Raw genomic sequence first — 25,682 nt, 5'->3', positions numbered from 1 at the left:
AATCTCTTGCCGCTGGAGGGCGACGATGGGAACTCGACGGATCCGCAGCCTGCTGGCGGTCGCCGCCACCGGTGTCCTGGCTGTCACGGCGGCCGTGCTCGCGCCGGTTGCCAGCGCGGCGGCGGCCGGTTGTCAGGTGAATTACACGATCAGTTCACAGTGGCAGGGCGGGTTCGGGGCGAACGTGGCGATCACGAATCTCGGCGACCCGATCAACGGCTGGTCGTTGCGCTGGACTTTCGCTTCCGGGCTAGCCGTAGCTCAGGCATGGAATTCGACCGTGACCCAGAGCGGCACGGCGGTGACCGCTGTCAATGTCAGCTACAACGGCGTGCTCGGGACCGGGGGCAGCACCTCGTTCGGCTTCAACGGATCGTTCACCGGCACCAACCCGGTACCGACGGCCTTCACCCTGAACGGTGTCGCCTGCACCGGCGGAGTGGTCCCCTCCGGCAGCCCGTCGACCAGCCCGTCGAGCAGTTCGACGCCCGTTCCGTCGTCGTCGCCGGCCCTCAAGACGGTCCGGGTCTTCTGGCTCAAGCCGACCGATGTCGCCTTCGACCAGCGTTACCCCGACGGCATCGCGGCCGTCATGCGCGAGGCCCAGCGCTACTACCGGCAGGAACTCGGCAAGACCTTCACCCTCAACAGCACCGTCGTCGAGGTGGTCACCGGCGAGCACGACCGGAACTGGTACATCACCACCAACTGTTCCGGCAGCGACCACTACTGGTGCGTCGTCGGCAACATGCATCAGGAGTTGATGCGCCGCTTCGGGATCGCCAACCCGGACAGCCGCTGGCTGGTCGTCGGCGAGATCAGCGCGGAGGAGACCAATCAGTCCGGCGGCGGTGCCAGCCCCGGCTGGGTGGTGCTCAGCGGCCACGACGCGGACGGCGCGGCCGGGATCAACGGCCCGATGAACCGCTGGTACGGCGGGATGGTGCACGAACTGGGCCACGCCTTCGGCCTTCCCGACTCCACGTCGACCGACGGCACCCCGATGTCCGGGTCGTTCTACGACTACCCGAACACCCACTTCAGTCAGGCGCAGAAGAACGCGATCCTGTCCGGCCCGTACGGCGGCCTGCTGTCCTGAGGTGGTCAGTTGAGGGCGGGAACGCTCCAGCTGTCCAGCCAGGCGGGGATGGAGTCCGGGTGCAGCGGGCGGCACATGAAGTAGCCCTGGGCCTGTTCGCAGCCCATCTCGCCGACGACGGTGAGGGTGTTCTCGTCCTCGATGCCCTCGGCCACCACGGTCAGGTCGAGGGCGTGGGCCAGATCGACGATCGCGGTGGCGATGGCCCGGCCCCGTTCGGTGGTGAGGATCTCGGCGGTGAACTTGCGGTCGATCTTCAGCTCGTCCAGCGGCATCGACTGCAGATAACTCATCGACGAATAGCCCACCCCGAAGTCGTCGATGGAGACCCGGACGCCCCGGTCACGCAGCAGCGTGAGGGCGGCGGCCGCGGCTTCCGGGTCGATGATCAGGAATGTTTCGGTGATCTCCATGGTGAGGTGGCCGGCGACCGCGCCGTACCGGCGGAGCAGTTCCTCGACCCGGGCCGGGAAGCCTGCGTCCCGCAGGCAGGCGGCGCCGATGTTGACCGCGACCGGGATGTGCCGGCCGGTGTCGCGCCATTCGCGCTGCTGCCGCAGGGCCATGTCGAGCACCGCCTCGGTCAGTGACAGCATCAGGTCGCTCTGTTCGGCCTCCGGCACGAACGCGTGCGGGCCGAGCAGTCCCCGGGTCGGGTGCCGCCACCGGACCAGCGCCTCCATCCCGGCCACCGAGCGGTCGGCGGGCCGGACCTTGGGCTGGTAGTGCAGTTCGAGTTCGCCGCGGTCGATCGCGTAGCGCAGATCGGTCAGCAGGGTGAGCTGTTCGTAGCTGTTGTTGTCGTTCTCCGGCTCGTATCCGGCGAGCCCGAGGCGGTTGCGTTTGGCGTGGTACATCGCGACGTCGGCGTGCTGCAGCAGTTCCTCGGCGCTGCTGCTGAGCGAGGGGTAGTGCGAGTAGCCGATGCTGCCGCTGATGTCGACGGAGAGGTCGCCGACTTGGGCGGGCCCGCACAGTTCGGTGAGGACACGCTGGGCGACCGTGTGCGCATCGGTGATGTCCTCGACGCCGGCCAGCAGGATCGCGAACTCGTCGCCGCCCAGCCGGGCCACCAGGTCGGAGGCCCGGCTGCCGTTGCTCAGGCGCCGGGCCACCTCGATCAGCAGCAGGTCGCCGGAGTGGTGGCCGAGGGTGTCGTTGACTTCTTTGAACCGGTTGAGGTCCAGCAACAGCAACCCGACTCCGGGGCCGTCCCGGTCGGCGTCGGCGATGGCGCGCGACACCCGCTCGCCGAGCAGCCGCCGGTTGGCCAGCCCGGTGAGCCCGTCGTGGGAGGCACGGTAGTCGTTGTCGGCGGCCTGACGCTCGGTGCGTTTCTGGTACGCCAGCAGCACCAGCCCGCAGAAGATCACCAGCAGCAGGTCGGCCAGCGACAGCACCTCGACCGCGATCAGCTGGCGGGCGTTCTGCTCCTTGGCGTCACGCAGCACCACCGCGATGGCGAGGTTGTTGCGGGCCACGTTCACCGACGCCTGCCGGCGCAGACCGGAGGCGCTCAGGGCGGCCTGCCGGGCGTACTTCAGGGTGCCGTCGCGGTCCGCGGTGGCCGCCGCGTCGATCAGGTTGCGCAACGTGTAGGTGTAGCCGCCGTACGCGTTCTGTAGGGCCATCACCTGCCGGGTGTCGTCCTCGCCGCCGTTGGCCAGCAGCCACCGCAGGTTGGGCTCGGCCGAGCCGATCGACGACAACAGCGGCTGCCGGTCACCCAGATCGGGGGAGTCGAGATAGTCCTCCAGCAGCTCGTACTCCATGCTGATCTTGAGGTAGATCTCGTTCCACTGCTGGCTGGTCTGCTGGGTGCCGGCCGCGATGTCGGCGGCCCGCGCGGTGGACCGGCTGCTGACCACGGCCATCGCGGCGAGCAGGGCGAGACCCACGGTCAGGGCCGCCACCGCGCTACGGGCGACCACCCGCCGTCGTAACCAGTCCCGCATGGCACCTCCCGAAAGCCTATCGGCGGTCTTGTCGTGTTGTTGAGACTCAGCCAGGGGCGGGCGCTGCCGATGGATAGCCGGGGGTGCAGATGAGGGCTGGTCCCGCCGCGTTCGCCGCGGCGTTCGTGCTCGCCGCGTGCAGTGGTGAGGCCCCGTCGGAGCCGGCGCCGGCGGTGCTGGTGGTGGCCGGCCGGCAGGTCGACTTCGTACGGGAACTCGCCACCGGTTTCGGAGAGGGCGTCCGCCGGGTTCCCGGAGTCGGGCAGAAGATCATCGGGCCGGAGACCGTCGACAACGCCGCCGAGATGCGGATGATCCGGGGCTTCCTGGACGGCAAGCACGGGTCGATCTCGTTGTTCACGTTCGCCCCGGAACTGTTCGCCGACTCGCTGGGCAAGGCCGCTGCGGCCGGCACCTCGCTGGTCGGGCTGCACACCATCCCGGCGCCGGGTTCCCGGGTGCCGCTCTTCATCGGCAACGACAACCTCGCCATCGGCACCCAGCTGGGCGAGGCGATGGCGCACCGGATCCCGGCCCAGACCGAGGGTCTGGTGATCATCGGTTCGCCGTACCCCGGTGTGGTCGTCCTCGATCAGCGGGCCAGTGGCGTGCGGGCGGCCGTCGAGAAGCTCCGGCCGGACGTGACAGTGCTCGGGCCGTTCGACACCAAGCAGGACCCGGCCGCGAACAAGCAGGCCTGGAAGACCCTGCAGGAGGCCAATCCGCACGCGCTCGCCTTCATCGGGGTGGGCGGCGCGGACGCGCACAGCCTGGCCGAACTGCGCGACACCCATCCCACCCGGATCGACGGCGGGGTCGGCACCGATCCGAAGGCGCTGTCGGTGGCCGGGACCGGCGCGCTGGTGCTGGTGTCCACCGAACCGTACCTGCAGGGTCTGCTGGCCGGGGCGATCCAGGCCCGGTGCGCGAAGGACGGCGACGAACTGCCGGCCGGCTGGCTGGCGGTGCCGGGCCTCGTGGTGGACACCGTCAACGTCGGGGAGATCGTCGCCCGGCAGGCGAGCGATCAGGCCCGGCGGGCGTGGTTCAAGCCGCAGGCCGACGCGATCCTGGCGAACCTGCCGGACCATCTCCGCCCTCTGGTCGAGGCCCAGTGATTCCCTCTCGTTGAGGCCTAGTGATTCCCTCTGGTCGACGCCCAGTGACTCCCTCTAGTTGACGCCCAGTGACTCGCCGATCGAACGGCCCGCGGCGACCGCGTCGGTCCAGGCCCGGGTAGCCGCCTTAGTCCCCAGTTCGATCTCGGAGAGCTGATCCACGAACACCTCGTGGATCTTCGAGTCGGCCGGCGCCTCGTAGACGCGGTGCGCCTTGCGGGCCGACTCGGCGAAGATCTCGATGGTCTTCTGGCCGCCGAAGAACGGGTCCGGTTCCTGCAGCGCCGGCATGTCGAACGCCGCGGTCGCGGCCGGGAACAGTGCGGCGTCGGTGAACGCGGCGGCCTGATTGTCGGGCGCCAGGATCCACTTGATGATCTCGAAGGACAGCTCGGGGTCGGCGCTGCCCTCGGGGATGGCCAGGAACGAGCCACCGTAGTTGGCGCCGATCGCCGGACCGGCCGCGACCCGCCATTTGCCGCTGGTGTCCGGGGCCAGACTGGTCAGGTCGTAACCCAGCCAGGATGCGCCGAGGGCGGTGGCGACCGTGCCCTTCTTCATCGCCTCGGCCCAGCCGGACTCGTCGTCACCGAGGATGCCGGCCGACAGGTCCTTACCGATCAGGTCGACGGCCAGATCCCAGGCGGCCCGGACGTGCGGCTCGCCGCCGATGTAGTGGTTGGTCTCGTCGATGTACCGCTGGGTGCCCTGCCAGAGCTTGATGGTGTACAGCTCGCTGCCGTTGCGGACCAGCTTCACCGACGGTGTCGCCTTCACCAGCTTCACACCGTTGGCGATGTAGTCGGCCCAGGTGCGCACCACCGTGGCCATCTCGGCCGGTTCGCTGGGCAGTCCGGCGCGGGCGAACAGATCGGCGCGGTAGAACGTGGCGGTCGGCCCGATGTCGATCGGGAACCCGATCTGCCGATTGTCCGGTGACGCGGCCTGCTGCCACTTCCACGGGACGTACTCGCTCATCAGGTCGTCGACGCCGAGGGTGTGCAGGTCGACGAAGAGGTCGGCGCGGGGCACCAGCGAGGCGACCTCCTCGCCCTTGATGCCGACGATGCCGGGCCGGTCCTGACCGCTGTTGAGGATTGCGACGAGCTGCTCCCGGTAGTCGCCCTGCAGCAGTTCCGGCGCGATCTCGGTGCGCGAGTCGAACTGGCTCTTCGCCTTGTTCAGGATGCCGGTGCTCAGCCCGCCCGGCCAGTAGAGCAGCCGGGTCCGGCCAGTGGTGTCGGCCGCCGGGGTCTCCTGCGCACACGCGGTCATCGTCCCGGCGGCGCAGCCGAGTCCCAGCAGGAGCGCTTGCCTTCTGGATATAGGTCGCAAAACACCCCTTTCCCCGCATTCACCGTAACACTGGCACTAGCGGGCCGTGGCCGATTCCGATCCTGTTGGTATGACCCGGAAGATATATAAGATCGTCACTATCTTCGGGTCATAATTCATATACACATTCCAATGTGTGAATCTCTGGTTCGGGAGGAACCGCGTGAAGAAATCCCTCGCGCTGGCCGGCGTCACCGCGCTGGTCGGTAGCACCCTCGTGGCCACCGCCGCGAGCAGTTCGGCCGCGCCGAAACCCGCTCCGCCCTCGCCCGCACAGGCCGTGAGCCGTGCCGACGACCTGATCGAAGCCCGCCCGGCAGCCATCGCCGGCGCCGGTGGCGAGTCCTACACCGCCTACCGCACCAAGGTCGACGCCGACGGCGACGCCCACGTCCGCTACAGCCGTGAATACCAGGGCCTGCGGGTCTACGGCGGCGACTTCGTCGTGCACACCAAAGCCGACGGCTCATTGGAGAGCACGTCACTCGGCCTGGCCAAACCACTCGCCCTGAAGGTCACCCCGAAGGTCACCAGCGCCAAGGCGCTGAAAGCGGCGAAGGCCCGCTTCGAAGGCAAGCTGACCGAGAGCGACCAGCCCGAACTGTTCGTCGACGCGAGCACCGGCTACGGCATCCTGGCCTGGGAGACCGTGCTGCACGGCTGGGCGGCCGACGGGCAGACCCCCTCCCGCTTCCACGTCATCACCGACGCCGTCACCGGCAAGCAGATCGGTGAATACGACGAGATCAACCACATCACCGGAACCGGCAACAGCATCTACTCCGGCGCCGTCGCCGTCGAGTCCACGCTGTCCGGCACCACCTACAGCCTGATCGACCCGGTACGTGGCAACGGCCGTACCTGCGACATGAACAACGGCACCAGCACCTGCACCACGTTCACCGACGACGACAACGTGTGGGGCACCGGCGTCTACACCAGCCGGCAGTCGGCCGCCGTGGACGCCGCGTTCGGCGCGTCGACCACGTTCGACTACTTCAAGAACGTGCACGGCCGCGACGGCATCTTCGGCGACGGGCGCGGCGTGCCGTCCCGGGTGCACTACGGCAGTGCGTACGTCAACGCGTTCTGGGACGGCGCCCAGATGACCTACGGCGACGGCACGGGCAACGCGAAGCCGCTGGTCTCCCTGGACGTGGCCGGGCACGAGATGGCGCACGGCGTGACCGAGAACGTGGTCGCAGGCGGCCTGACCTACTCCGGTGAGTCCGGTGGCCTCAACGAGTCCACCAGCGACATCTTCGGCTCGATGGTCGAGTTCTACGCCAACACCGCCAGCGACCCGGGTGACTACGACGTCGGCGAGAAGATCGACATCAACGGCAACGGCACCCCGCTGCGCTACATGTACAACCCGACCCTGGACTCCCGCTCGCACGGCTGCTGGTCGACCAGCACCAACAGCGTCGACGTGCACTACTCGTCCGGTCCGGGCAACCACTTCTTCTTCAACCTGGCCGAAGGCACCGGCGCCACCGCGTACGGCACCTCCCCGATCTGCGGCACCGCCCCCGGCGTCGTCGGCATCGGCCGCGAGAAGGCCGAGAAGATCTGGTACCGGGCGCTCGACGTGTACTTCACCTCGAACACCCGCTACGTCAACACCACCACCCCGGCGAACACCTCCCGCGCCTACACCCTGTCCGCCGCGACCGACCTGTACGGTCTGTGCTCGACTGAGTACAAGGCGGTCCAGGCGGCGTGGACCGCGGTCAACGTGGCCGGCAGCGACCTCGAATGCCCGGTCGCCAACGACTTCTCCGTCGCGGTCTCGCCGACCACGGTGACCCTCGACCCGGGCACCACGGCCGACGTCACCGTCACCACCGCGAGCCTCGACGGTGAAGCGCAGACCATCAATCTGACCACCTCGGCCCTGCCGTCCGGCGTGACCGCGGCGTTCGCCTCCCCGTCGGTCACCGCCGGCGAGACGACCACGCTGACGCTCACCGCCTCGGCCGAAGCCGACAGCGGCCAGTCCACCGTCACCGTCATCGGCACCTCGCCGGCGACGATCCGCCAGGCAAACGTGGCACTGACCGTCAACGGTCTGCCCGGTTGCTCCGGCAGCAACGCCACCGACGTCGCGATCTCCGACAACACCACCGTCGAGTCCACGATCGTGATCAACGGCTGTGCCGGCAACGCCTCCTCGACCAGCAGCGTCGAGGTGCACATCGTCCACACGTACATCGGTGACCTGGTCGTCTCCCTGGTCGCCCCGGACGGCAGCGTCTACACGCTGCAGAGCCGCACCGGCGGTAGCACCGACAACATCGACACCACCTACGCCGTCAACCTGTCCGCCGAGGCTGGTGACGGCGCCTGGAAACTGCGGGTGCAGGACGCGGCGTCGATCGACACCGGTTACCTCAACAGCTGGTCCCTGAACCTCTGATCCAGCGCCTCCCGGACCCGGTCACGCAGCCATGCGTGACCGGGTTCGCTGTCGTAACGCTGATGCCACACCGTCACCACCGGCAACGGCGGCAACTCCACCGGAGCAGGCACGGTGAGCAGCCCGAACGCCTCGATCAACGGGCGGCACGTCGACTCCGCCGCGATCACCACCGCGTCGCTGCCCGCGACGATCCGCAAAGCGCTCGCGGTGCTGCCGACCGACGCCAGCACCCGCCGCCGCAACCCGCGCGCCGAGAGCAGGTCGTCCACCGGATCGCTCAGGCGGCCCCGGCGCGAGACGAGCACATGCGCCTGCGCCGCGAAGACCCCGAGATCCAGATTGCTCTGGTACGGGTGACCAGGGCGCACGACCACGACGAGCCGGTCGTACCCGATCGTCTCGGCGCGGAACTCCGGCTGCTCCGGCGTCGACGCGCCGATCTCCAGGTCCACCCGGCCGTGCCGCAGATCGTCGGTGTCGGCGGCGGCCTCGGTGAGGAACCTCAGGCGTACCCCCGGCGCGGTGTGGATCGTCGCGGCCAGCAGAGCCGGCGCCAGAGCGGCGGTCAGAGCATCGTGGCACTGCAGCGTGAAGGTGCGCTCCAACGTCGCCAGGTCGAGGTCCCGGCTCGGCCGCAGCACCTCCTCCGACTGCCGGACCAGGGCGCTGACCTGTTCACGGATCGTGATCGCGTACGGCGTCGGGGTCATCGTCCGGCCGGTGCGCACGAGGATGTCGTCGCCGGTCAGCCGCCGGATCCGCCCGAGGGAACGGCTCACCGCCGGTGACGACAGATGCAGCCGGTCCGCCGCGCCCATCACGCTGCCCTCGGTCAGCAGAGCGTCCAGAACCGTCAGCAGATTCAGATCCAATTGCATGGGGGTAAATCTTAGCTTAAAGACAGTGCATTGGACTTATCCGTACGGGTCCATCAGGCTCTTTCCCATGACCTCCTCCACCGCTGCCGCTCTTTCCGCCTCTACCGACCTCGTCCGCACCGCGGGCGCTCTCCTGCTCGAGCGCTACTCGCCCGGCAACCGGCCCCGCGATCTCTACGCCGCCGTGCGCGCCAACGACGACATCGTCACCGCCCTGCTCCAGCCCGGACTGCTCGCCGCACTGCCCGGCTCCGGCTGGGAAGAAGACGAACACGCCACCGGCCCCATCGCCGGCGGTGACCATTGGGTCGTCGACCCGGTCGGCGGCAACATGAACCACGTGCACGGCATGCCCGACTGGAACATCGGCGTCAGCCTGGTCCGCGACGGCCGCCCGGCCTTCGCGGTGCTCTACGCGCCGCTGTTCGACGAGATGTACACCGCGAGCGACGGCGGGGGAGCGTTCCTGAACGACGTACCGATCACGGTCTCCGCCAAGACCGACCTCGCGCTCGCCCTGACCGGAACCGGTCAGGCCCGCCCCGGCCACTCGCCCGAGGTGACCCGGCGGTTCGGCGACTCGATCGCCACGATGATGCAGAACGTTCTGTACGTCCGCTCGTCGGTCCCGGTCGGCCACCAGCTCGCCCAGGTCGCCGCCGGCCGGATGGACGCCCACTGGCAGTTCGAGAACGTCCGCTCCCACATCGGCCCGGTCCTGCTGGCCCGCGAAGCCGGCGCGACCGTGACCGATCTCGACGGCAAGCCATGGGAGATCACCAGCAGCGGCTACCTGGCCGCCGCGCCCGGCGTGCACGCCGCCGCACTGACGGTGCTGCAGGGCGCGCTGTGACCCGCCGGGTGGCGCCCGCCCCGGCGCACTGTCCTCCTCGTGGCAGGTGCTCCCGGTGGACCAGGCCCCACGGCGCCTGTTCCCCGCCGGAGTGAGCCGCGCGACAGTGGCCGCGGCCATGGTGGACGAGGCGGTGCAGAACCGTTACCGGGCCGGGTCGTCACCCTGGTTTAACGCTCCGCGCGGTGCGGGTACTGCGACGCCGCCCCACCACCCCCCACATGAGGAGCACAAGATGTCCATCCAGGGACTCTTCTACATCGTCGCCATCATCCTGCTGGTCATCGCCGCCCTGCCGGTCAACACCGGCCGCATCAGCCTGGCCCTGCTCGGTGCCGCTTTCGCGCTGCTGGCCTACTCCTGGCCCGTCCTCACCGACTGACCGTGCCGTCGCGGGTGAGGCCGTCCACCGGCTTCACCCGCAGGCCCAGCAGGTGAGCGCGAAACCACCCGCTCGATCGAGTAGTCCCCGGCCGGTCATCGCCTCGGTCACCTGAACCCCGAGCCGCCCGGCCAGATGGTCGTAGCAGGTCCGGCCCCGGCGCAGCGCCTCCGAAGCGGCCGCCGCCCGCAACCCTCGAACCGGACCGGGCGCGGGGCGAGCCCACCCGCCAGATCCTCGATCAACTGTGCGACTCCCGGATCGGCGAGCCGCACGTACCGATGGCGGCCCTGTCGCTCCTCGGCGAACAGACCGTCCCAGGTCAGGGCGACGGAAGTTCGGCGAAGACCGAACAATCGCGGTCGTACGGTCCGAACATGCACCTGATCGACGACCTGGAAACCGCCCGAGCCGTACTCAACGACGTCACGTTCGTGGTGACCCCGGCGCTGCCCGCCACATCCGGGATCGCCTGGCTGCGGGCCACCGTCGGCCGCTTCACCAACGGCGAGGCCCACGAACGAAGACGCGCCACCCAGATCGCCATCTTGGCCGAAATCCCACCCGAGACACTGAGAAACAACGACCCGCCGCACCCGCCGCACCCGGCACACCCGGTGGAGACGCTGGCTCGGGCGATGGGCGTCACCGGACCGATCGTCGATCTGGTTCGTGCGGCCGCCCAGGCGTATCAGCCGGAGACCGGTGACGAATCACGCGCCGATGTGGCGGTCAGCGCGCTGGTCCAGGTGTTCGGCGGCGCTCACGACGAGGCGACCGCGCCCTGGCCGAAGCGTCGCGGCTCCGGTGGACCCGGCGCCCGATCGCAGAACCAGCGCGTACCTCCGGGCGAATATCGTTCCGGAACAAGGCCTTACCTTGTCGTTTAACCAGTTCGGCAGGGCTTGGTGCCCTTCTTGTGGCGGGCCGGTCGTTGGTGTGCCTGGCCGGTGACCAGGATGAGTCCTACGTCGTGGCGAGCGGCGGACTGCCGATTGCGGGAGCCTGGCGGGCGTCCGGGGCCCGGGCGGCTGGGTTTAGGTGCACGCGCTGGTGAGCCGCTGGTCGCTCGGAGGTTCCGAAACCCCCGTCGCACCCTGGCCGGCGTGAGCCGCTCCGGTGCCATCGGGCGTTCCCATGGTCGGCGTAGGTCCTGGGCGAGGGGCCGGGCCAAGCGCAGCTGAGTATGCGCGGCCAGGATGAGCCAGGTCCAGCGGTCCGCGGCGGCGGGCTCGCGGAGCTGCGGGGCGGTCCAGCCGAGCGTCTGTTTCAGCAGGCGGAAGGTGTGCTCGATGTCGAAACGGCGCAGAAATGCCTGCCAGCACCGGTCGACATCAGCATCGGTGGCGTCGACCTTGGACCACCACAGCCAAACCGGCTTCGGCTCACCGTGGCTGGGCGGGTGGTCGACTGTGAGCCGGATGACCGTGCCGGCGATGATCGGCAACGCCCCGTCATGGTCGACCCAGGCCGCCCGACGCGTCAGCCGCGGATGCAGCCGGTCCCACGCCTGCGTCTTCACCTGGCCGTAGAGCCGGGTGTCGGTGCGCGTGACCGCCTGCTCGACATCCCAAGTGGCGGGGTCACCGAAGACGAACTCCCCGCCGTGCTTGGCCGGGCGCCCGCCGTCGGGGTTGTAGGCCCGTGGAGGGGTCGCTCGGCGCAGCACCCGGTCGGAGCGCATCCGGCCGAGGATCTCCACCGGCAGGTCACGCAGCAGCCACGCTATGCGCGGCGCCTCGTAGCCAGCGTCGAGCACGATGAGAATGTCGCGGTCACCGAGCTTCCACTGCCCGGCGCCGGTGAGGCGGTCGACGAGCTGCCGGATCTGCGCGCACGTGATCGTGGTGACGTTCGCGCCGGGCGGCAGGCGAACCGCGTCGAGCAGCGCGGTCCAGGAGGTCCGGCCGGTCTCCAAGGCGTCGACGATCGAGTACGGCCAGCCGGGGATCATGCGGTGTTCGTCCTTGCCGCGCCCGTAGGTGTGGCAGAACGAGCGCTGCGGTCGCGGAACTCCGCCAGGACATCCTTCACTTTCGCTTGGTCAGCCATGACGACGACAACGAGCATCGATTGGCCAAGACGCGGCTGCGCGCCCGCCCGAATGTAAGGTCGGCCGCATGCTCGAGTCACAACGCGAACGTGTGCCCTTAATTGACGGCGGTGAGCCGGATACGGCGCTGGCATTCCTGGCCTTCGCTCGATCCTGCGTACTGAAGAAGGTCAACGGACTGGACGAGGAACAGCTTCGCCGCCGCCTGGTCGTGTCAGACACGACCTTGTTGGGACTGGTTCAGCACTTGACCGACGCCGAGCGGTACTGGTTCGGGTACACGCTGGCTGGCGACTCGAGGTACGCCGAAGTTACCTCCGACATGGTGGTCGCCCCTGAGCGATCCGCAGAGGAGGTTATCGCCGGCTACCGGGCCGCGATTGTCGAAAGCGACGCGCACATCCGGGGAGCCGACGACCTCAACGTGCGCACAGCGCAGCCGGTGAACGACGAGACGCGCACGCTTCGCTGGGTGATCGCCCACATGACGAGTGAAACCGTTCGGCACGCTGGGCACGCCGACATCCTGCGGGAACTCATCGATGGTGCCACCGGCCGCTGACCTGGGCAGCCAGCCGAGGTGAACGGTCGAAGGTTAAACGGCAAGCTTACGGGGTGCGAGGGCCGGGCAGGGCGGCGAGGATTTCGGTGATCAGCAGGTCGGGGCGGTCGAGCATGACGTTGTGGCCGGATCCCTCGGCTACCACATGGCGGCCGTTCGGGGTGGCCGCCGCGGAGGCGGCGTGGGCTGCGCGGAGGCCTGGTGCGGTGCCGTCGGTGGCGCCGGTCGAGACGATGGTGAGCGGGCGGTCGCCCAGGTCGGGTGGGCTGGAGCGCAGTGCGGCCAGGCCGGGCATGAAGTGCCGTACCTCGTCGTGCAGGGCACGGGCCGCACGACGGCCGAAGTTCTCGGTGCGGAACCGGGCGAACTGGTCCGCCGGTAGGGCGCTGCCCATCCGGGCGGCCATCCGGTAGACACCGGTGGCGGCCAGGATCCTGGTCACCGGGCCGGCGACGGCCATCCGCCGGGCGGTGCCGGGGGTGAAGAATTCGTCGAACCGTTCGTCGGACGGGTCGACCAGCACGAGAGCGTGCACGTCGGGTCGCCGGCTTGCGGCGAGTCGCACGATCGGGCCGCCGTAACTGTGCCCGACCAGCACGAAAGGCCCGGAGAAAGAGTCCAGGAGCGCGCCGAGGTCGTCGGCGAGCCGGTCCAGGGTGCGCGGGCGGGGGCCGTCGTCGCTGGCGGCGATGCCCGCACGGTCGTAGACGACCGTGCGGGCATGCTGCGCGATCACCGGGGCGACCAGGCCCCAGTACACCCCGGACATGCCGAGTCCCGCTTCGAACACGACGGTGGCCGCACCGTCGCCGGCGACGCGTGCGTGCAGGCGCCGGTCACCGACCGCCACGAACCGGGACTGCATCGTGGGTCAGAGCTTCTTCGCGGCCTTGAGCTGGGCGGCCAGCTCGGCGTAGATCTTCGCGTACGACTGGTAGGAGTACGGCGCGGCCGCGTACCAGTTGTAGACCTGACCGGCCTTGACAGCGGGCAGGTTCGCCCAGGTCGCGACCTTCGCCAGGTCGGCTTTGCCGGCGTCGTAGGTGCGGGCGTCCACCAGGATCACGTCGGCGTCGGTGAACTGGGTGGCCTGCTCCCAGCTGAGCTGCGCGAAGACCTCCTTCTTCGGGTTCTCCGGGCTGACCACGTCGAGGCCGGCCTTCTTCAGGGTGTTGCCCTCGGGCAGGTACGCGGGGTCGGCGACGTAGAGGCTGTCGGTGCCCGGCGACATGATGGCGACCTTGAGACCGGACGCCTTGGCGGCTTCACCGATGGCGGTGAGGGCGGTGGTGTAGTCGGCCTTGGCGGTGGTCAGGTCGGTCCGGGCGGTGTCGGCGCCGAGTTTGCCGGCCAGGTCGACGAAGGTCTCGATGGCTTCGTCGGTGGTCTCGTAGTTGCCGGGGACGGCGGCGGCGGGCGCGAGGCCGAGGATCTTCTCGGACTGGGCGGCCGGGACGTACCAGAGGGTCTTGGCGTCGAACGTGTAGTCGACGAGCAGTTCCGGGTTCATCAGCGCGTACTTCTCGGTGTCGAACTCACCGTAGGTGCTGCCGACCACCGTGATCTTGTTGAGGTCCAGCGAACCGGCCTGGTAGCTGAGCTTGCCTGCGGCGTCCGGCTTCAGTTCGCCGTAGGCGCCCTTGACCTGGAAACCGGCGTCCAGCAGTGCGGCGGCGACGCTGCTCTGCGCGACGACGACGGACGGCGCCTTGTCCAGCTTGATGGCCTTGCCGAGGGCGTCGGTGTATTCGAACGGGCCGGCGGGCGCGGTGGAGGCGGCGCTGTCGGTGGTGGCGGCCTCGGTGCCACCACCGCAAGCGGTCAGGGCGAGTGACGCGACGAGCGCCATGGCCGTACCGGCAATTTTATTGATCATGAAGTGGGGGTCCTCTCAGGGGTGTGACGCGGGATGACCAGAGGCGTCTTCGACTCGGGGTCGGTGATGATGCGGCAGGCGAGCCCGAAGACCTCTTCGATGAGTTCGGGGGTGATGATCGTGGTGGGGTCGCCCTCGGCCACGATCCGGCCGTCCTTCATGGCCACCAGGTTGGTGGCGTAGCGGGCGGCGAGGTTCAGGTCGTGCAGGACCGCGACCAGGGTGGAGCCGCGTTCGCGGCGGAGCCGGGCGCACAGGTCGAGCACGTCGATCTGGTGGGCGATGTCCAGGTAGGTGGTCGGCTCGTCGAGCAGCAGGATGTCGGTCTCCTGCGCGAGGGCCATCGCCAGCCAGACCCGTTGCCGCTGGCCGCCGGACAGTTCGTGGAATCCTCGGGTGGCGAGACCGGAGGTGTCGGTCAGTTCCAGGGCGGCGGTCACCGCGGTCTGGTCGGCGGGTGACCACTGGCGCAACAGTGACTGGTGCGGGTAGCGGCCGCGGGCCACCAGGTCGGCGACGCTGATCGCCTCCGGCGCGGACTGGGACTGGGGGAGCAGCCCGAGCCGGCGGGCGACCTCCTTGGACGGGTGGTCGTGGATGGCCTTGCCGTCCAGGATGACCGCGCCGCCCTGCGGTTTCATCAGCCGGGCGAGCCCGCGCAGCAGGGTGGACTTGCCGCTGCCGTTGGCGCCGACGATGGCGGTGAACGACCCGTCCGGCACGGTCAGGTCCAGGTCGTGCACGATCGCCCGGCCGTCGTAGCCGAGCGTGACCTGTTCGGCCCGCAGTCGCGAGGTCATGCTCTGCCCTTTCGCCATTCGCGGCTCAGTAGCCACGCGAGATACAGGCCTCCGACGAGGCCGGTGAGGACGCCGACCGGCAGCTGCCGCGGCTGGAACGCCTCGCGGGCCGCCAGGTCGGCGAGTACCAGGAGCAGCGCGCCGGTCAGTCCGGAGGCGACGAGGTTGGGGCCCGGCGCGCCGGTCAGCCGGCGGGCGACCTGGGGGGCGGTGAGGGCGATGAACTGGATCGGCCCGGCGACGGCGACGGCACCCGAGGCGAGCAGGACGCCGGTGCCGACGGCGAGCAGCCGGGTCCGGTCGGTGGACAGGCCGAAGCTGGCGGACCGTTCGTCGGAGAACTCGCTCAGCGACAGCGGCCGGTGCAGGACCAGGCTCAGCACGAAGCCGGCTATCAGGACCCCGCCGACCAGGCGGGCTTCGTCCCAGTCGCGGCCGACCAGGTTGCCGACCAGCCACGCCGAGGCGCTCTGCGCGTCGTAGACCTGGGCGCGCACGATCAGCAGCGAGTTCAGGGCGTTCAGGGCGGCGCCCAGGCCGATGCCGACCAGGACCAGCCGCAGTGGGGCGACGCCGCCCCGGGAGGACAGTGCGAACACGAGCGCGGCGGTCACCGTGCCACCGGCGACGGCGCCGAGTGAGGTGGCGGCCAGGCTGCCTTTGAGGACGAGCAGGACAACGAGGGCGCCGGTGGAGGCGCCGACGCTGAAGCCGACGACGTCGGGGCTGCCGAGCGGGTTGCGGGTGATCGACTGGAAGATGCCGCCGGAGACTCCGAACGCGATGCCGACCAGGGCGGCGACGACGGCTCGGGGCAGGCGCAGTTCGCCGATGATCAGGTTCTCGGCGGGGGTGCCGTCACCGAGGACGGCGGCGATCACGCGCGGGATCGGGAACGCGTTGACCCCGGCCGCGAGGGTCGCGAGCAGGGCCGCGGCCAGCAGCGCGAGCAGGACGACGCTGACGAGCAGGCTGCGGTGGCGAACCCGTACCGAGAAGGGGCCCGCTTTCAAGAGGGTCATGAGGTGGCCGTCAGGGTGCGGCGGCGCACGAGAGCGATGAACAAGGGGGCTCCCAGGATGGCGGTCACCGCGCCGGCCTCGATCTCGGCGCCGCTGGAGACGATCCGGCCGAGGGTGTCGCAGAGGACCAGGAACGCGGCCGCGAGCAGCATCGACAGGGGGATCACCTTGCGCTGGTCGGCGCCGGCCAGGATCCGGGCCACGTGCGGTACGGCGAGTCCGACGAAGACGAACGGCCCGGCGACCGAGGTGGCGGCGCCGCAGAGCAGGGTGATGGCGACGGCGGTGGCGATCCGGGCCTTGCCGAGACCGAGGCCGAGGGCTTTCGAGGTGTCGTCGCCGAACGCGATCGCGTTCAACGACCGGGTCACCAGCAACGCGATCACGACGCCGGCCAGGATCAGCGGCAGTGCGAGCAGCAGCCGGTCCATGCCGCGGTTGACCACCGAGCCGACCACCCAGAACCGCATCTCGTTATAGCTGTCCTGGTCACGCATGGACAGTGCGGTGATGTAGGAGAACAGCACCGCGGTCAGCGCGGCCCCGGCCAGGGCGAGCCGGGCCGGGGTGGCCGCCGACTGGGAGCCGCTGCCGAGCAGGTAGACGGCGACCGACGCGATGGCGGCGCCGGCCAGGCCGAGCCAGGTCTGTGCGAAACCGTCGGTGACACCGAAGACCGCGAAGCCGGTCACCACCGCGGCGGCGGCTCCGGCGTTGACGCCGAGCAGGCCGGGATCGGCGAGCGGGTTGCGGGTGAGGGCCTGCATGAGGGCGCCGGCACCGCCGAAGGCCGCACCGGCGACCAGGCCGATGACGGTTCGTTCGAGCCGGAGTCCACGGACGATGTCAGCGTTGTCGCCGGTCGCGCCGGGCATCAGCGCGTGGAGGACGTCCACTGGGGAGATCGCCTGCCGGCCCACCATCAGGCTGAGGACGACGGCCACGCCGAGGACGGCCACCGTCCCGGCGAAGACACCGAGTCTTCGGATGAGTGAGGGTCGCACGGAGGTAAGGTAAGGCTACCTTTATTTTCTGGTCAACTCGATGTGATCAAGGACAGCCGGGTCCTGATCAGGCCGAAGCGCCGCTGGCCGGAACCGGTGGCGCCTTCTCCGCCGCGGCGACCAACCGGCGGCGCAGTTCCAGAGTGCGGTCCAGGACAGTCAGCATGGCCTCCGGATCGGATCCGGCCCGGGTCTCGGCGACCAGATCCGTTCCGTCGACGGTGAACTTCGGCAACGTGGAATCGGTGAGCGCGGGACCGAGCGTCTTCACGAGCCAGCGGCCGACCAGCGGATCCTCGGCGCTACTGATGCTTCTGGACTGCCCGGGGTACCCGCTGAACTGGGGGAGAGAGACGGGCAGTGTCACCCGGTAGACGGCTCTGGCCTCGGTGTAGGCCAGGTTCGTGACATGGGTGTACATCTGAAACGGTGTGCCGTCCCGGACGCCGTCGACGACTCCGGTCGCTGTCCCGTCGCGGACGAAGATCCCGGCCGCGGATTGCTTGGCCAGGGTCTTGTGCACGTCGGTGTAGGTCCAGCCGTGATCGGCGGCCAGAACCCGCCGGCCCGCCGCGGCCCGGCGCAGAACCGAGCGCAGCCGAAGTTCCTTCACCAGCGAGACCAGAGCGACGAGCACCCCGATCAGCAGTACGGCTCCGGCCAGTGCCTCGAGTCCCTGGCCGAACCAGCGCCAGTTGCGGTGAGTCCTGGCCAGTTCGGCCGGCGCGACGCTGCTCGTGTGCTGCTCCACCAGACGCTCGTACGACCCGGCCCGGCCGCCGGAGCCCTTGCCGTAGGCGAGGCAGGTGTCTCCGGGGCGCATCGTCTCGCCGTCACAGCTCGGTACGTACTCCTGCACCAGCCGCGCCGACTCCCGTTGCAGGTCCGCGTCGCTGACGGTGTTCCGGTCCACGACCCACCAGCCCGGAAGCCCGATGACCGCGGCGAGAAGGCTGCCTGTCAGCAGGTAGACGAGGCTATTCAGCATGCAGTCATTCAACTCGATGTCGTGGCGGACGGCCAGTGCCCGCGCTTGCCGGTCAAGGCACGACCCAGGATCATTGCCGCCGGTACGAGTGACAACAGCTCGGCCACCAGCGGCTGGCCGTGTCCCCACGTCACATCTGCCCATCTGCACGACACGGGTGAGGAACCGGGAATTCCGGGACACCGCTGTCATCGGCACCTAGGTTGAGCCGGTGGAACGTGTCCTCATGGCGGCCGACGCCGGGAACCTGACGATCGAGCCCTGATGAACCACTCGGCGGCGGTACTCGCGGTGATCTCCGAGGCGTACGTGGCGGTCACCGGCGACGGCCGGGTGGTGGAGTGGAATCCGGCGGCCGAGGCGACCTTCGGCTGGACCCGGGACCAGGCGATCGGCGCCGACGTCGTCCGGCTGATCATTGCGAACCGGCACCGGGACAGCTATCGGGAGGCGCTGCGGCGTATCGCCGGCGGTGACCCGGGCCGGTTCCTCGAACGCCGTCTACAGTTCACCGCGATCCACCGGGACGGCCACGAGCTGCCGGTCGAGACCATCCTGACCATCACCGGCGAGGTCGTGCACGCGCTCGCCCACGACGTGTCGGTAGCCCTGCGGGGCAGCCGGTTCATCATGGTCGAAGCAGCCGTCCTGCGGGCCCTGGCGGAAGCGCCGAGCAGCGACGACGCGGCGGTTCGGGTGGTCGAGGCACTGGGCGTGCGGATGGGATGGCCGGTCTGCGAACTGTGGTTGTTCGACCCCGACCGGGCGGCGCTGATCTGCATCGCCCGCCACAACCGGGCCCGCCGGGACCTGACCGGGTTCGCGCTGCCCGAGATGGCGCGGGACTCCGGACTGCCCGGCGCGGTCTACCGGGACGGCCGCCCGCACTGGGTGCCGGACCTGGCCGCCGATGCCTCGTCGCCGCGCCGTCAGGCCGCCGCCCGGGTCGGCCTGCGGGTCGCGGTCGGTGTGCCGATCCGCAGTGGGCCCCAAGTGCTCGGCGCTCTCTGTGTCTTCGGTGACCGGGCCGAGAAGTCCGACACCACCCTGATCGGCCTGCTCTCCGGGCTGGCCGCGCATGTCGGGCAGTACCTGGAGCGGCGCCGCGCCGAGGAACTCGCCATCGACCTGGCCCGGACCAAGGACGAGTTCCTCACCCTGGTCACACATGAGCTGCGCAATCCGCTGGCCGTCATTCTCGGTACAATCGCCCTGCTCGACGACGACATCGCCGCCGCGGAACGGCACCGGCATCTAGGGATCATCGAGACCAGCGCGAAACGGCTCAGTGTGATGGCCGACGACCTGCTCGACCTGGCCCGGCTGGAGTCCGGCAGCCTGGAGATCCGGACGGCTGAGCTGGACCTGGCTGGACTGCTGCACGAGAGCATCACCTCCGCCGTGATCGCGGCCAGCGCCAAGGACCTCACCGTGCGGACCGACCTGCCGGCCCGGCTGCCGGTGACCGGCGATCCGGACCGGCTCCGGCAGGTGGCCGACAATCTGCTGGCCAACGCGGTCAAGTACACCCCGCGGGGCGGCACGATCACGGTCACCGCGGGCCCGGACGCGGACCGGCCCGGCTGGGTGACCTGGGCGGTGGCCGACACCGGCATCGGGATTCCGCCGGAGGAGCGGTCCCGGCTGTTCCGGCGTTTCTACCGGGCGTCGACGGCGGTGGCCGCCAAGATCCCCGGAACCGGGCTGGGCCTGGTCATCACCCGGACGATCATCGAGCGGCATCACGGCACGATCGCCGTGGCCGACACCGCCGGGCCCGGCACCACGTTCGTGGTCCGGCTGCCCCGGGAGCCGCTGACTCGTTAGGTCGGAAACTTTACCGAACCAAACATGAAAGACATTCATACCTTGCTGTACGGTTCGACAGCGTGTCCACCGAACCGATTTACGCCACCCCGACCCCTTCGTCCTGGTTGCCGCGCTCCGGGAAGGCGACCACGGTCCTCGTCGCCGGCCTGCTCACCGTGACGGTGCCGGTGCTGTACTTCCTGCTCACCGCGCTGGCGACGATCGTGTGCTTCGGCAGTGAATGCGACGACAGCGACGTGCTCTGGGCGCCGCCCGCAGTGCTCGTCGCGGTCCTGATGGCGGTGTCGCCGTTCGCGGCCGTCAACTTCGCGCAGCGGGGGCCGTCCGCGCCCACCGCGGCCCGTACGGCTCTGACCATCGCCGGGCACATCGTGATCGTCTGGGCGGTCACCGGCGCCGTGATGGCCTACTCGTTCGCCACCACCGGGATCCTGTGACCGTCTCACAGCAGGTGTGCAGGTAGCGCACGTATCTTCGGCGGCGAAGGGGACCGGCGACGGCCGCCGGCCACGGAGCGGGAGACGACTGTTGCATGGGTGGTATCACCGACTTGATCACCGAATGGGTCTTTCGCCTGGTTGACGGCCTCGGCGCGGTCGGCGTGGGATTGCTGCTCTTCCTGGAGACGGTGATCCCGCCGATCCCCTCGGAGCTGATCCTGCCGCTCGCCGGATTCCACGCGCGAGCCGGTGATCTCAACCTGATCGCCGTCTGGATCACCGCCACCATCGGCGCGGTCGCCGGTGCGCTGGTGCTCTACTACGTCGGCGCCCTGCTCGGCTACGACCGGCTGCACGCCCTCGCCGGGAAACGCTGGTTCGTGCTCGCCACCCGGGCGGACGTGGAGCGGGGTTACGCGCTCTTCGAGAAGTACGGCAGCTGGCTGGTCCTGGTGGCCCGCTGCATCCCGATCGTGCGGAGCCTGATCTCGCTGCCGGCCGGTGTCGCCCGCATGCCGCTGATCCGGTTCATCGTGTTCACCACGGTCGGCAGTGGCATCTGGAACGCCGCGCTGATCGGCGCGGGCTGGACGCTCGCCGACAACTGGGAGAGCGTCGAGGGCTACCTCAGCCCGCTCAGCAAGGTCGTGCTGGGCCTCGGGATCTCGTTCGTGATCTTCCTGGTGGTGCGCCGGGTGCTGGCCCGCCGCCGGGCCCTGGCTGCCGGGGTCGACCCGGCCGAGGCCGACGTGGACGGGCATGTGGCCGCGGACTTCGACGGGCTCGGCAGCCCGAACCACTACCCGACCCCACGGCACCCGGCCCGCGGCACGGCCCGGGTGCCCAGCGACCACCACTGACGGTCCACTTCTGTAGTGGGTTGGGGTGCGATCCGAACCCCAACCCACCACACAGTGCGGTCAGGCCACTGTCGGTGCCGGCTCGGTCGCTGGCCAGCAGCAGGACCAGGTCGGGGCCTCGTCCGGTTCGGTGAAACGGCCGGTGGCCGCGCCGGCGGCGGCCTGGTCGGACTGCTCAGAGGCCGTGCTGCGTACCGGAACTGCTCGGCCGTCAGCGACACCGACCGGTTGCGGTTGGCCGGGTTCTTGACGACCGGGAAGGTGACCCGCCGCGAGGGCAGCGGCAGCGGCAGCACCCCCTTGACCTGCGCGGCGTCGATCGCGACGGCCGCCGCGGCGAGGTCCTGGCCGAGGAGCTTCTGGGCGATCATGCCGCCGAACGAGTGCCCGATCGGGATCGGCTTGCTGTCCAGTGGATGAAGAGCACATGCGGGTTCGTCATGCCCGCAACGTAGGCCGTGCCGGTTGCGCTTCGTTCACGTCAGGTGACGGTATCGCGCGGAGCGCCAGTAACGACGGTCCGCGAGGTGGCCGGGGGCATCATGGCCGATCGGCAGGTGCTCCGGCATCGAAGAAGGACACCATGTCGCGGTATTCCCGGTCGGGGCGGTCGTCGGCGGACAGCCAGTCGGTCTCGCCGGTCTTCGACTCCCAGCCGGCCTGCCGTGCGGCGATCGCGGTGACGAAGTCGGCGGCCAGCTGTCCCGCTTCGTAGAGATCCTGGTCGGGGGCCTGTGAGCTGGCGCCGACGATGACTCCGCGGACCTGTGCGGAGTGGCCGTACCGGAACGCGGCCCGCCCGCACAGATGCGGGTCGACCAGGACCGCCTCGCCGTAGTTGCGGCCCAGCCGCCGGTGGCCGCCGGCTTTGGCGGCGGCGTTGGGCAGGAAACGCTCGCTGTCCGGCCCGATCGTGATGGCACCCAGTACCGCCGAGGTGTTCGGGACCCAGGGGCCCGCGGTCGGGTCCAGGATGACGAACCCCATGGCGGCGCGCGGGTACGTCCCGGCCCGGTGGTGGTGTTCGATGCTGGCCGCGCGCCGCTGTCCGAGGTCCCGCAGCAGTTCGTCGAACTCGTCGCCGCCGAACAGATGGTCATAGGGGTTGTGGTGATGGTGTGCGCGCACGACCGTCATGACGGATCCTCCTGAATTCACCGGCCCGAATGGGAGGCGGGCCGTTTTCGCCAGGATCACAGCAGGCTGAATCAAGAACCACAATGTAACCTGGATCACTTGCCGATCCGCACACTCTTTGGCCTTGGGTTTCCTGGTTACCGGCCCTCGGTGCATCCACTGCGGAGGGTAACGGGGTTGTTCTGTTAAGAAACCTGTTGGTAGGGTCGTGCAAGTTGCAGAACATTGACGGGGGTCAGAGGGAATGCTTCACATCCAGGGTGCTGCGCGTCGGGCGTAGCCGGAACCCATCCCGCCCTCGGCGTCTGATCGCCGAGTGGCCTTCCACCAGCTGATACGCCTGGACACATCGCGGTGTCCCAGGTCGATTCCGCCTGCCCGGGTTCCGCCGGCGGCGTGTGAGTCATCTGTTTCGAGAAAGGGATCCGTCATGTCCGTTAGTGCCGGCACCGACCTGTCCAAAGAATTCCACCAGAACGGTTTCGCTGTTATTGACTCCATTCTCACGCCGGATGAGGTCGAAACGTACCGCGCTATTTACGACCGTTTCATCAGTGGCGATATCGAGAGTGGCGACAAGCGTTCCGACCTGGGATCGCACGTGCCCCGCAAGGACGCCGAAAGGGAGAACATCACGCAGATCATGTGGCCGTCCGACCTGTACAAGCAGCTGATCGAGATGCCGCTGCACGTCCGGGGACTGGCCATCGCCAAGGAGCTGATCGGCGACGACGCGATCCTCGACTTCGACATGCTGATCCACAAGGCCCCGCACAGCGGTGTCGCGACGCCCTGGCACCAGGACGCGGCGTACTGGATCGACCTGCCCGACAAGCGCGCCGTCTCCATCTGGGTGGCCCTCGACGAGGCCGTGCCGGACAACGGCTGCATGTGGTACGTCCGGGACTCGCACCGGCAGCCGCTGCGAGTCCACCGCCCGACCAGCGACGGCAGCAACATCGAATGTGACTGCTCCGAGGACGAGCCCGGCGCGACCGCGGTGCCGCTCTCGCCCGGTCAGGGTGCCGCCCACTCCGGCACCACACTGCACTACTCGCGGGGCAACACCACCGGGCTGCAGCGCCGGGCGTACATCCTCAACTACCGCCCGGCCTCGATGATCGCGCTCGAACGGGAACAGGGCATGGACCACGGCCTGGAGGACAACGAGCGCAAGGTCCGCAACGCCGACTTCGCCGAGAACTGAGGCACCGGTGACATCACGACAGCCCGTGACCCTGAGCGGAGCGGTGATGGCGCACCCGAAGCGCCTCGCCGAAGCCCAGCTCATCGCCGACGCCGACCCGGCGGGCCGGATCCTGGTCGTCACCGACCCCGATCCGTCCGGCCGTCCGACCGCCCTGCGCACCGCCCCGCTGACCTGGTCGTGTGTGCCGCCGGACGCCACCCACCACCTGGTGCTCCAGGACGACGTGGAGCTGGCCGACGGATTCTTCGACCACGCCGAGCGGGCGGCCGCGGCGGCGCCGGGCGAGGCGATCTCGTTCTACGCCGGATGGGAGGCCCGTAACGGCGCGGTGGCCCGGCTGGCCGCGCTGACCGGCGTGGAGTGGGCGTACACCCTGCAGGAGCACACGCCGTGCCAGGCGCTGATGCTGCCTGCCGAGGTCGCCCGCGGTTACGCCGCCTACCAGGAGGAACACGGCGACGGCTGGCCGTACGACGTGGTCGTGCAGCGTTACCTGAACGCCCGTGGCATCCCGGTGCGGTTCTGCACCCCGAGCACGGTCCAGCACACCGAACTGCCCAGCCTGGCCGGCAACAGCTACCACGGCTACCGGCAGGCCACCCTCTACACCGGCAAGGCGGGCGAACCGGAGTCGTACGACGCCGCCCGGTTCGACGTGGTGCCGTTCTACCAGTACGGCGACGCCCGCTGCGCCGTGCGGGACGGTGCGGACTGGGACTACGTCGAGACCGATCGCTACCTGAGCCGGATCGGCGTGCTGGACCGCTGCCTGGCCGGTTACGCGGCGGCGGCCACCGAGCTGCCCGGCCGGATCAGCCGGGCGGTCTGGCTGACCGCCTTCGCTATCGGCGCCGTCACCGCCGACGAACCCGAGCCGGACCCGTCGGTCGCCGCCGCGGTGATGGAGACCCTGGGGGCGGGCGGCCTGTGCGAGGAGTACACCGTCGACGAGCTGATCGCCCTGTCACACCCGGTCCGTGACCTGGCGCTGCAGGCGCTCCACCAGGGACGTCAGGACCCGGCACCCGCGGTGAGCCCACGGGTGGCCGTCACCGGCCCCGACCGGGACGCCGGCCGCCAACTGGCCGCGCTGCTGGGCGATCTCGGGTTCCGGGCGTCCTACGTGGCCGCCCCGGCCGACATCGGGGACACCGCTTCCGTGGTGCACCTCGGCAGCCCCGCCGAGGACGCGACATTGCTGGACGGCGTGCTCGCGGTGGCCGGCCGGCTCGTCTACCTCTCCTCCACCGCGGTCTACCGGGGTCTCGGGGCGGGACCGGCCACCGAGTCGTCGGTCACCGGTGAACCCGCCGATCCGGTGGCCCGGCAGTGGTGGCTCGCCGAACAACGCTGCCGGGACAGCGGGATCCCGGTCCAGGTCCTGCGGCTCGCCGCACCGGTCGGCCCGTACGCCCCGGACGGCACCACCCCACGGGAGTTCGTCCACCTGGCATGGACCCGCCAGCCGCTGCGGCTCAACCCGGACGGCGTGCACCACGTGCTGGACTACCGGGACATGGCCGGCGCGATCGGCGCCGTGCTGTCCGCCCCGGCGGCCCGGCCGGTGCTCAACGTGGCCTCGGCGACGTACGGCGAACAGGAACTGGCCGCTCTGCTGGCCGAGGCCTCCCGCAAGACGCCCTGGGAAACCGTCGACGGGCCCGCCGAGCACTGGGCTCTGGAGACCGGCCTGATCACCGCCGAGCTGCGGTGGCGGCCGACCGCGCCGATCTTCGAGGGCATGCGCGCCCTGGCCCAGTGGTACGCCTGCGACATCCACGGCGCCAACGACCACCGGATCTGACCCCACCGCCGGGGCGTCCTCGGGCGCCCCGGCACCACCCCCACGACTTTTCAG

24 protein-coding genes and 1 pseudogene are annotated in these 25,682 nt (G+C 69.6%); 12 read left to right on the top strand and 13 right to left on the bottom strand.

Translation table 11 applies throughout. The features are described 5' to 3' along the window. The first annotated feature begins 25 nt into the window (after positions 1–25). The gene (locus tag BLU81_RS13935) at positions 26–1,099 is read left to right on the top strand and encodes a cellulose binding domain-containing protein (RefSeq protein WP_092544901.1); all 1,074 of its coding nucleotides are present in this window, start codon (positions 26–28) and stop codon (positions 1,097–1,099) included. A 5-nt stretch (positions 1,100–1,104) separates the two neighbouring features. Here BLU81_RS13935 and BLU81_RS13930 read toward each other — a convergent pair whose 3' ends face one another. Beyond that, on the bottom strand, positions 1,105–3,054 hold the full coding sequence (locus BLU81_RS13930) for a putative bifunctional diguanylate cyclase/phosphodiesterase (protein ID WP_092544899.1): 1,950 nt from the start codon (positions 3,052–3,054) through the stop codon (positions 1,105–1,107). An 89-nt stretch (positions 3,055–3,143) separates the two neighbouring features. Between BLU81_RS13930 and BLU81_RS13925 the strand changes: the two genes are divergently transcribed. Continuing rightward, the gene (locus BLU81_RS13925; RefSeq protein WP_157751550.1) at positions 3,144–4,172 is read left to right on the top strand and encodes a substrate-binding domain-containing protein; all 1,029 of its coding nucleotides are present in this window, start codon (positions 3,144–3,146) and stop codon (positions 4,170–4,172) included. 54 nt (positions 4,173–4,226) lie between these two features. On the opposite strand, the gene BLU81_RS13920 is transcribed toward BLU81_RS13925, so the two are convergent. Next, positions 4,227–5,447, bottom strand: coding sequence for an ABC transporter substrate-binding protein (locus BLU81_RS13920; RefSeq protein WP_092544894.1), 1,221 nt, complete (start codon positions 5,445–5,447; stop codon positions 4,227–4,229). 223 nt (positions 5,448–5,670) lie between these two features. On the opposite strand from BLU81_RS13920, the gene BLU81_RS13915 reads away from it, so the two are divergent. Then, entirely contained in the window at positions 5,671–7,926 is a 2,256-nt protein-coding gene (locus BLU81_RS13915) for a M4 family metallopeptidase (RefSeq protein ID WP_092544892.1), read from the top strand. On the opposite strand, the gene BLU81_RS13910 is transcribed toward BLU81_RS13915, so the two are convergent. Further along, positions 7,896–8,807 (bottom strand): LysR family transcriptional regulator, encoded by a 912-nt coding sequence (locus tag BLU81_RS13910; RefSeq protein WP_092544889.1) that lies wholly within the window; start codon positions 8,805–8,807, stop codon positions 7,896–7,898. The genes BLU81_RS13915 and BLU81_RS13910 overlap by 31 nt on opposite strands. Before the next feature lie 67 nt (positions 8,808–8,874). Here BLU81_RS13910 and BLU81_RS13905 point away from each other — a divergent pair, with 67 nt between their 5' ends. Together BLU81_RS13905 and BLU81_RS49190 are read left to right on the top strand one after the other, a co-directional pair. Further along, positions 8,875–9,660: an inositol monophosphatase family protein gene (locus BLU81_RS13905; protein ID WP_092544887.1), complete on the top strand. Its 786-nt coding sequence runs from the start codon at positions 8,875–8,877 to the stop codon at positions 9,658–9,660. A 235-nt stretch (positions 9,661–9,895) separates the two neighbouring features. Further along, positions 9,896–10,042 (top strand): hypothetical protein, encoded by a 147-nt coding sequence (locus tag BLU81_RS49190; protein WP_172890545.1) that lies wholly within the window; start codon positions 9,896–9,898, stop codon positions 10,040–10,042. Between the two features lie 33 nt (positions 10,043–10,075). Here BLU81_RS49190 and BLU81_RS49840 read toward each other — a convergent pair whose 3' ends face one another. Next, on the bottom strand, positions 10,076–10,234 hold the full coding sequence (locus tag BLU81_RS49840; protein WP_197686225.1) for a hypothetical protein: 159 nt from the start codon (positions 10,232–10,234) through the stop codon (positions 10,076–10,078). Positions 10,235–10,419: 185 nt separating this feature from the next. Here BLU81_RS49840 and BLU81_RS13890 point away from each other — a divergent pair, with 185 nt between their 5' ends. Then, a complete protein-coding gene (locus tag BLU81_RS13890; RefSeq protein WP_092544882.1) occupies positions 10,420–10,932 on the top strand; it encodes a hypothetical protein in 513 nt (170 codons plus the stop codon). Here BLU81_RS13890 and BLU81_RS13885 read toward each other — a convergent pair. Next, positions 10,929–12,065: pseudogene (locus tag BLU81_RS13885) on the bottom strand (NF041680 family putative transposase); the annotation flags it as partial. The gene BLU81_RS13890 and the pseudogene BLU81_RS13885 overlap by 4 nt on opposite strands. Before the next feature lie 97 nt (positions 12,066–12,162). Between BLU81_RS13885 and BLU81_RS13880 the strand changes: the two are divergent. After that, positions 12,163–12,657, top strand: coding sequence for a DinB family protein (locus tag BLU81_RS13880; RefSeq protein WP_092544880.1), 495 nt, complete (start codon positions 12,163–12,165; stop codon positions 12,655–12,657). A gap of 46 nt (positions 12,658–12,703) precedes the next feature. On the opposite strand, the gene BLU81_RS13875 is transcribed toward BLU81_RS13880, so the two are convergent. The 6 genes from BLU81_RS13875 to BLU81_RS13850 all read right to left on the bottom strand — a co-directional run bounded on the left by BLU81_RS13875 (position 12,704) and on the right by BLU81_RS13850 (position 18,347). Then, complete coding sequence (locus BLU81_RS13875; protein ID WP_092544878.1) at positions 12,704–13,522, bottom strand: alpha/beta fold hydrolase; 819 nt, start codon at positions 13,520–13,522, stop codon at positions 12,704–12,706. 6 nt (positions 13,523–13,528) lie between these two features. Next, the gene (locus tag BLU81_RS13870) at positions 13,529–14,533 is read right to left on the bottom strand and encodes an ABC transporter substrate-binding protein (protein WP_092544876.1); all 1,005 of its coding nucleotides are present in this window, start codon (positions 14,531–14,533) and stop codon (positions 13,529–13,531) included. Next, complete coding sequence (locus BLU81_RS13865; protein WP_092544874.1) at positions 14,530–15,333, bottom strand: ABC transporter ATP-binding protein; 804 nt, start codon at positions 15,331–15,333, stop codon at positions 14,530–14,532. Before BLU81_RS13865 ends, BLU81_RS13870 begins: the two co-directional genes overlap by 4 nt. Next, positions 15,330–16,355 (bottom strand): FecCD family ABC transporter permease, encoded by a 1,026-nt coding sequence (locus tag BLU81_RS13860; RefSeq protein WP_092544872.1) that lies wholly within the window; start codon positions 16,353–16,355, stop codon positions 15,330–15,332. Before BLU81_RS13860 ends, BLU81_RS13865 begins: the two co-directional genes overlap by 4 nt. Continuing rightward, positions 16,352–17,359, bottom strand: a complete 1,008-nt coding sequence (locus tag BLU81_RS13855) for a FecCD family ABC transporter permease (protein WP_231954503.1) — start codon at positions 17,357–17,359, stop codon at positions 16,352–16,354. The genes BLU81_RS13860 and BLU81_RS13855 overlap by 4 nt, the downstream gene beginning before the upstream one ends. Before the next feature lie 67 nt (positions 17,360–17,426). Further along, positions 17,427–18,347, bottom strand: a complete 921-nt coding sequence (locus tag BLU81_RS13850) for a hypothetical protein (protein ID WP_092544870.1) — start codon at positions 18,345–18,347, stop codon at positions 17,427–17,429. Between the two features lie 264 nt (positions 18,348–18,611). Between BLU81_RS13850 and BLU81_RS13845 the strand changes: the two genes are divergently transcribed. From BLU81_RS13845 to BLU81_RS13835, 3 genes are all read left to right on the top strand, one after another. Continuing rightward, positions 18,612–20,174, top strand: a complete 1,563-nt coding sequence (locus BLU81_RS13845) for a sensor histidine kinase (RefSeq protein ID WP_092544868.1) — start codon at positions 18,612–18,614, stop codon at positions 20,172–20,174. Positions 20,175–20,236: 62 nt separating this feature from the next. Beyond that, a complete protein-coding gene (locus BLU81_RS13840) occupies positions 20,237–20,614 on the top strand; it encodes a hypothetical protein (protein WP_092544866.1) in 378 nt (125 codons plus the stop codon). Positions 20,615–20,709: 95 nt separating this feature from the next. Continuing rightward, positions 20,710–21,477, top strand: a complete 768-nt coding sequence (locus BLU81_RS13835) for a DedA family protein (protein ID WP_092544864.1) — start codon at positions 20,710–20,712, stop codon at positions 21,475–21,477. Here the strand turns inward: BLU81_RS13835 and BLU81_RS48250 are convergent. Next, positions 21,417–21,848: a hypothetical protein gene (locus tag BLU81_RS48250; protein WP_231954502.1), complete on the bottom strand. Its 432-nt coding sequence runs from the start codon at positions 21,846–21,848 to the stop codon at positions 21,417–21,419. The genes BLU81_RS13835 and BLU81_RS48250 overlap by 61 nt on opposite strands. A 169-nt stretch (positions 21,849–22,017) precedes the next feature. Further along, the gene (locus tag BLU81_RS13825) at positions 22,018–22,614 is read right to left on the bottom strand and encodes a hypothetical protein (protein ID WP_092544862.1); all 597 of its coding nucleotides are present in this window, start codon (positions 22,612–22,614) and stop codon (positions 22,018–22,020) included. Positions 22,615–23,044: 430 nt separating this feature from the next. Here BLU81_RS13825 and BLU81_RS13820 point away from each other — a divergent pair, with 430 nt between their 5' ends. Together BLU81_RS13820 and BLU81_RS13815 are read left to right on the top strand one after the other, a co-directional pair. Next, positions 23,045–23,821 carry a phytanoyl-CoA dioxygenase family protein gene (locus BLU81_RS13820; RefSeq protein ID WP_092544860.1) on the top strand — a complete coding sequence of 259 codons (777 nt, stop codon included), beginning with the start codon at positions 23,045–23,047 and terminating at the stop codon, positions 23,819–23,821. 46 nt (positions 23,822–23,867) lie between these two features. Continuing rightward, a complete protein-coding gene (locus BLU81_RS13815; protein WP_092557046.1) occupies positions 23,868–25,628 on the top strand; it encodes an NAD-dependent epimerase/dehydratase family protein in 1,761 nt (586 codons plus the stop codon). The last annotated feature ends 54 nt before the right edge of the window (positions 25,629–25,682 follow it).

Source organism: Actinoplanes derwentensis, assembly GCF_900104725.1.
GTDB classification, from domain to species: Bacteria; Actinomycetota; Actinomycetes; order Mycobacteriales; family Micromonosporaceae; genus Actinoplanes; species Actinoplanes derwentensis.
The sequence above is the reverse complement of the archived record's forward strand: the minus strand, read 5'-3'. Positions and strand labels throughout refer to the sequence as shown.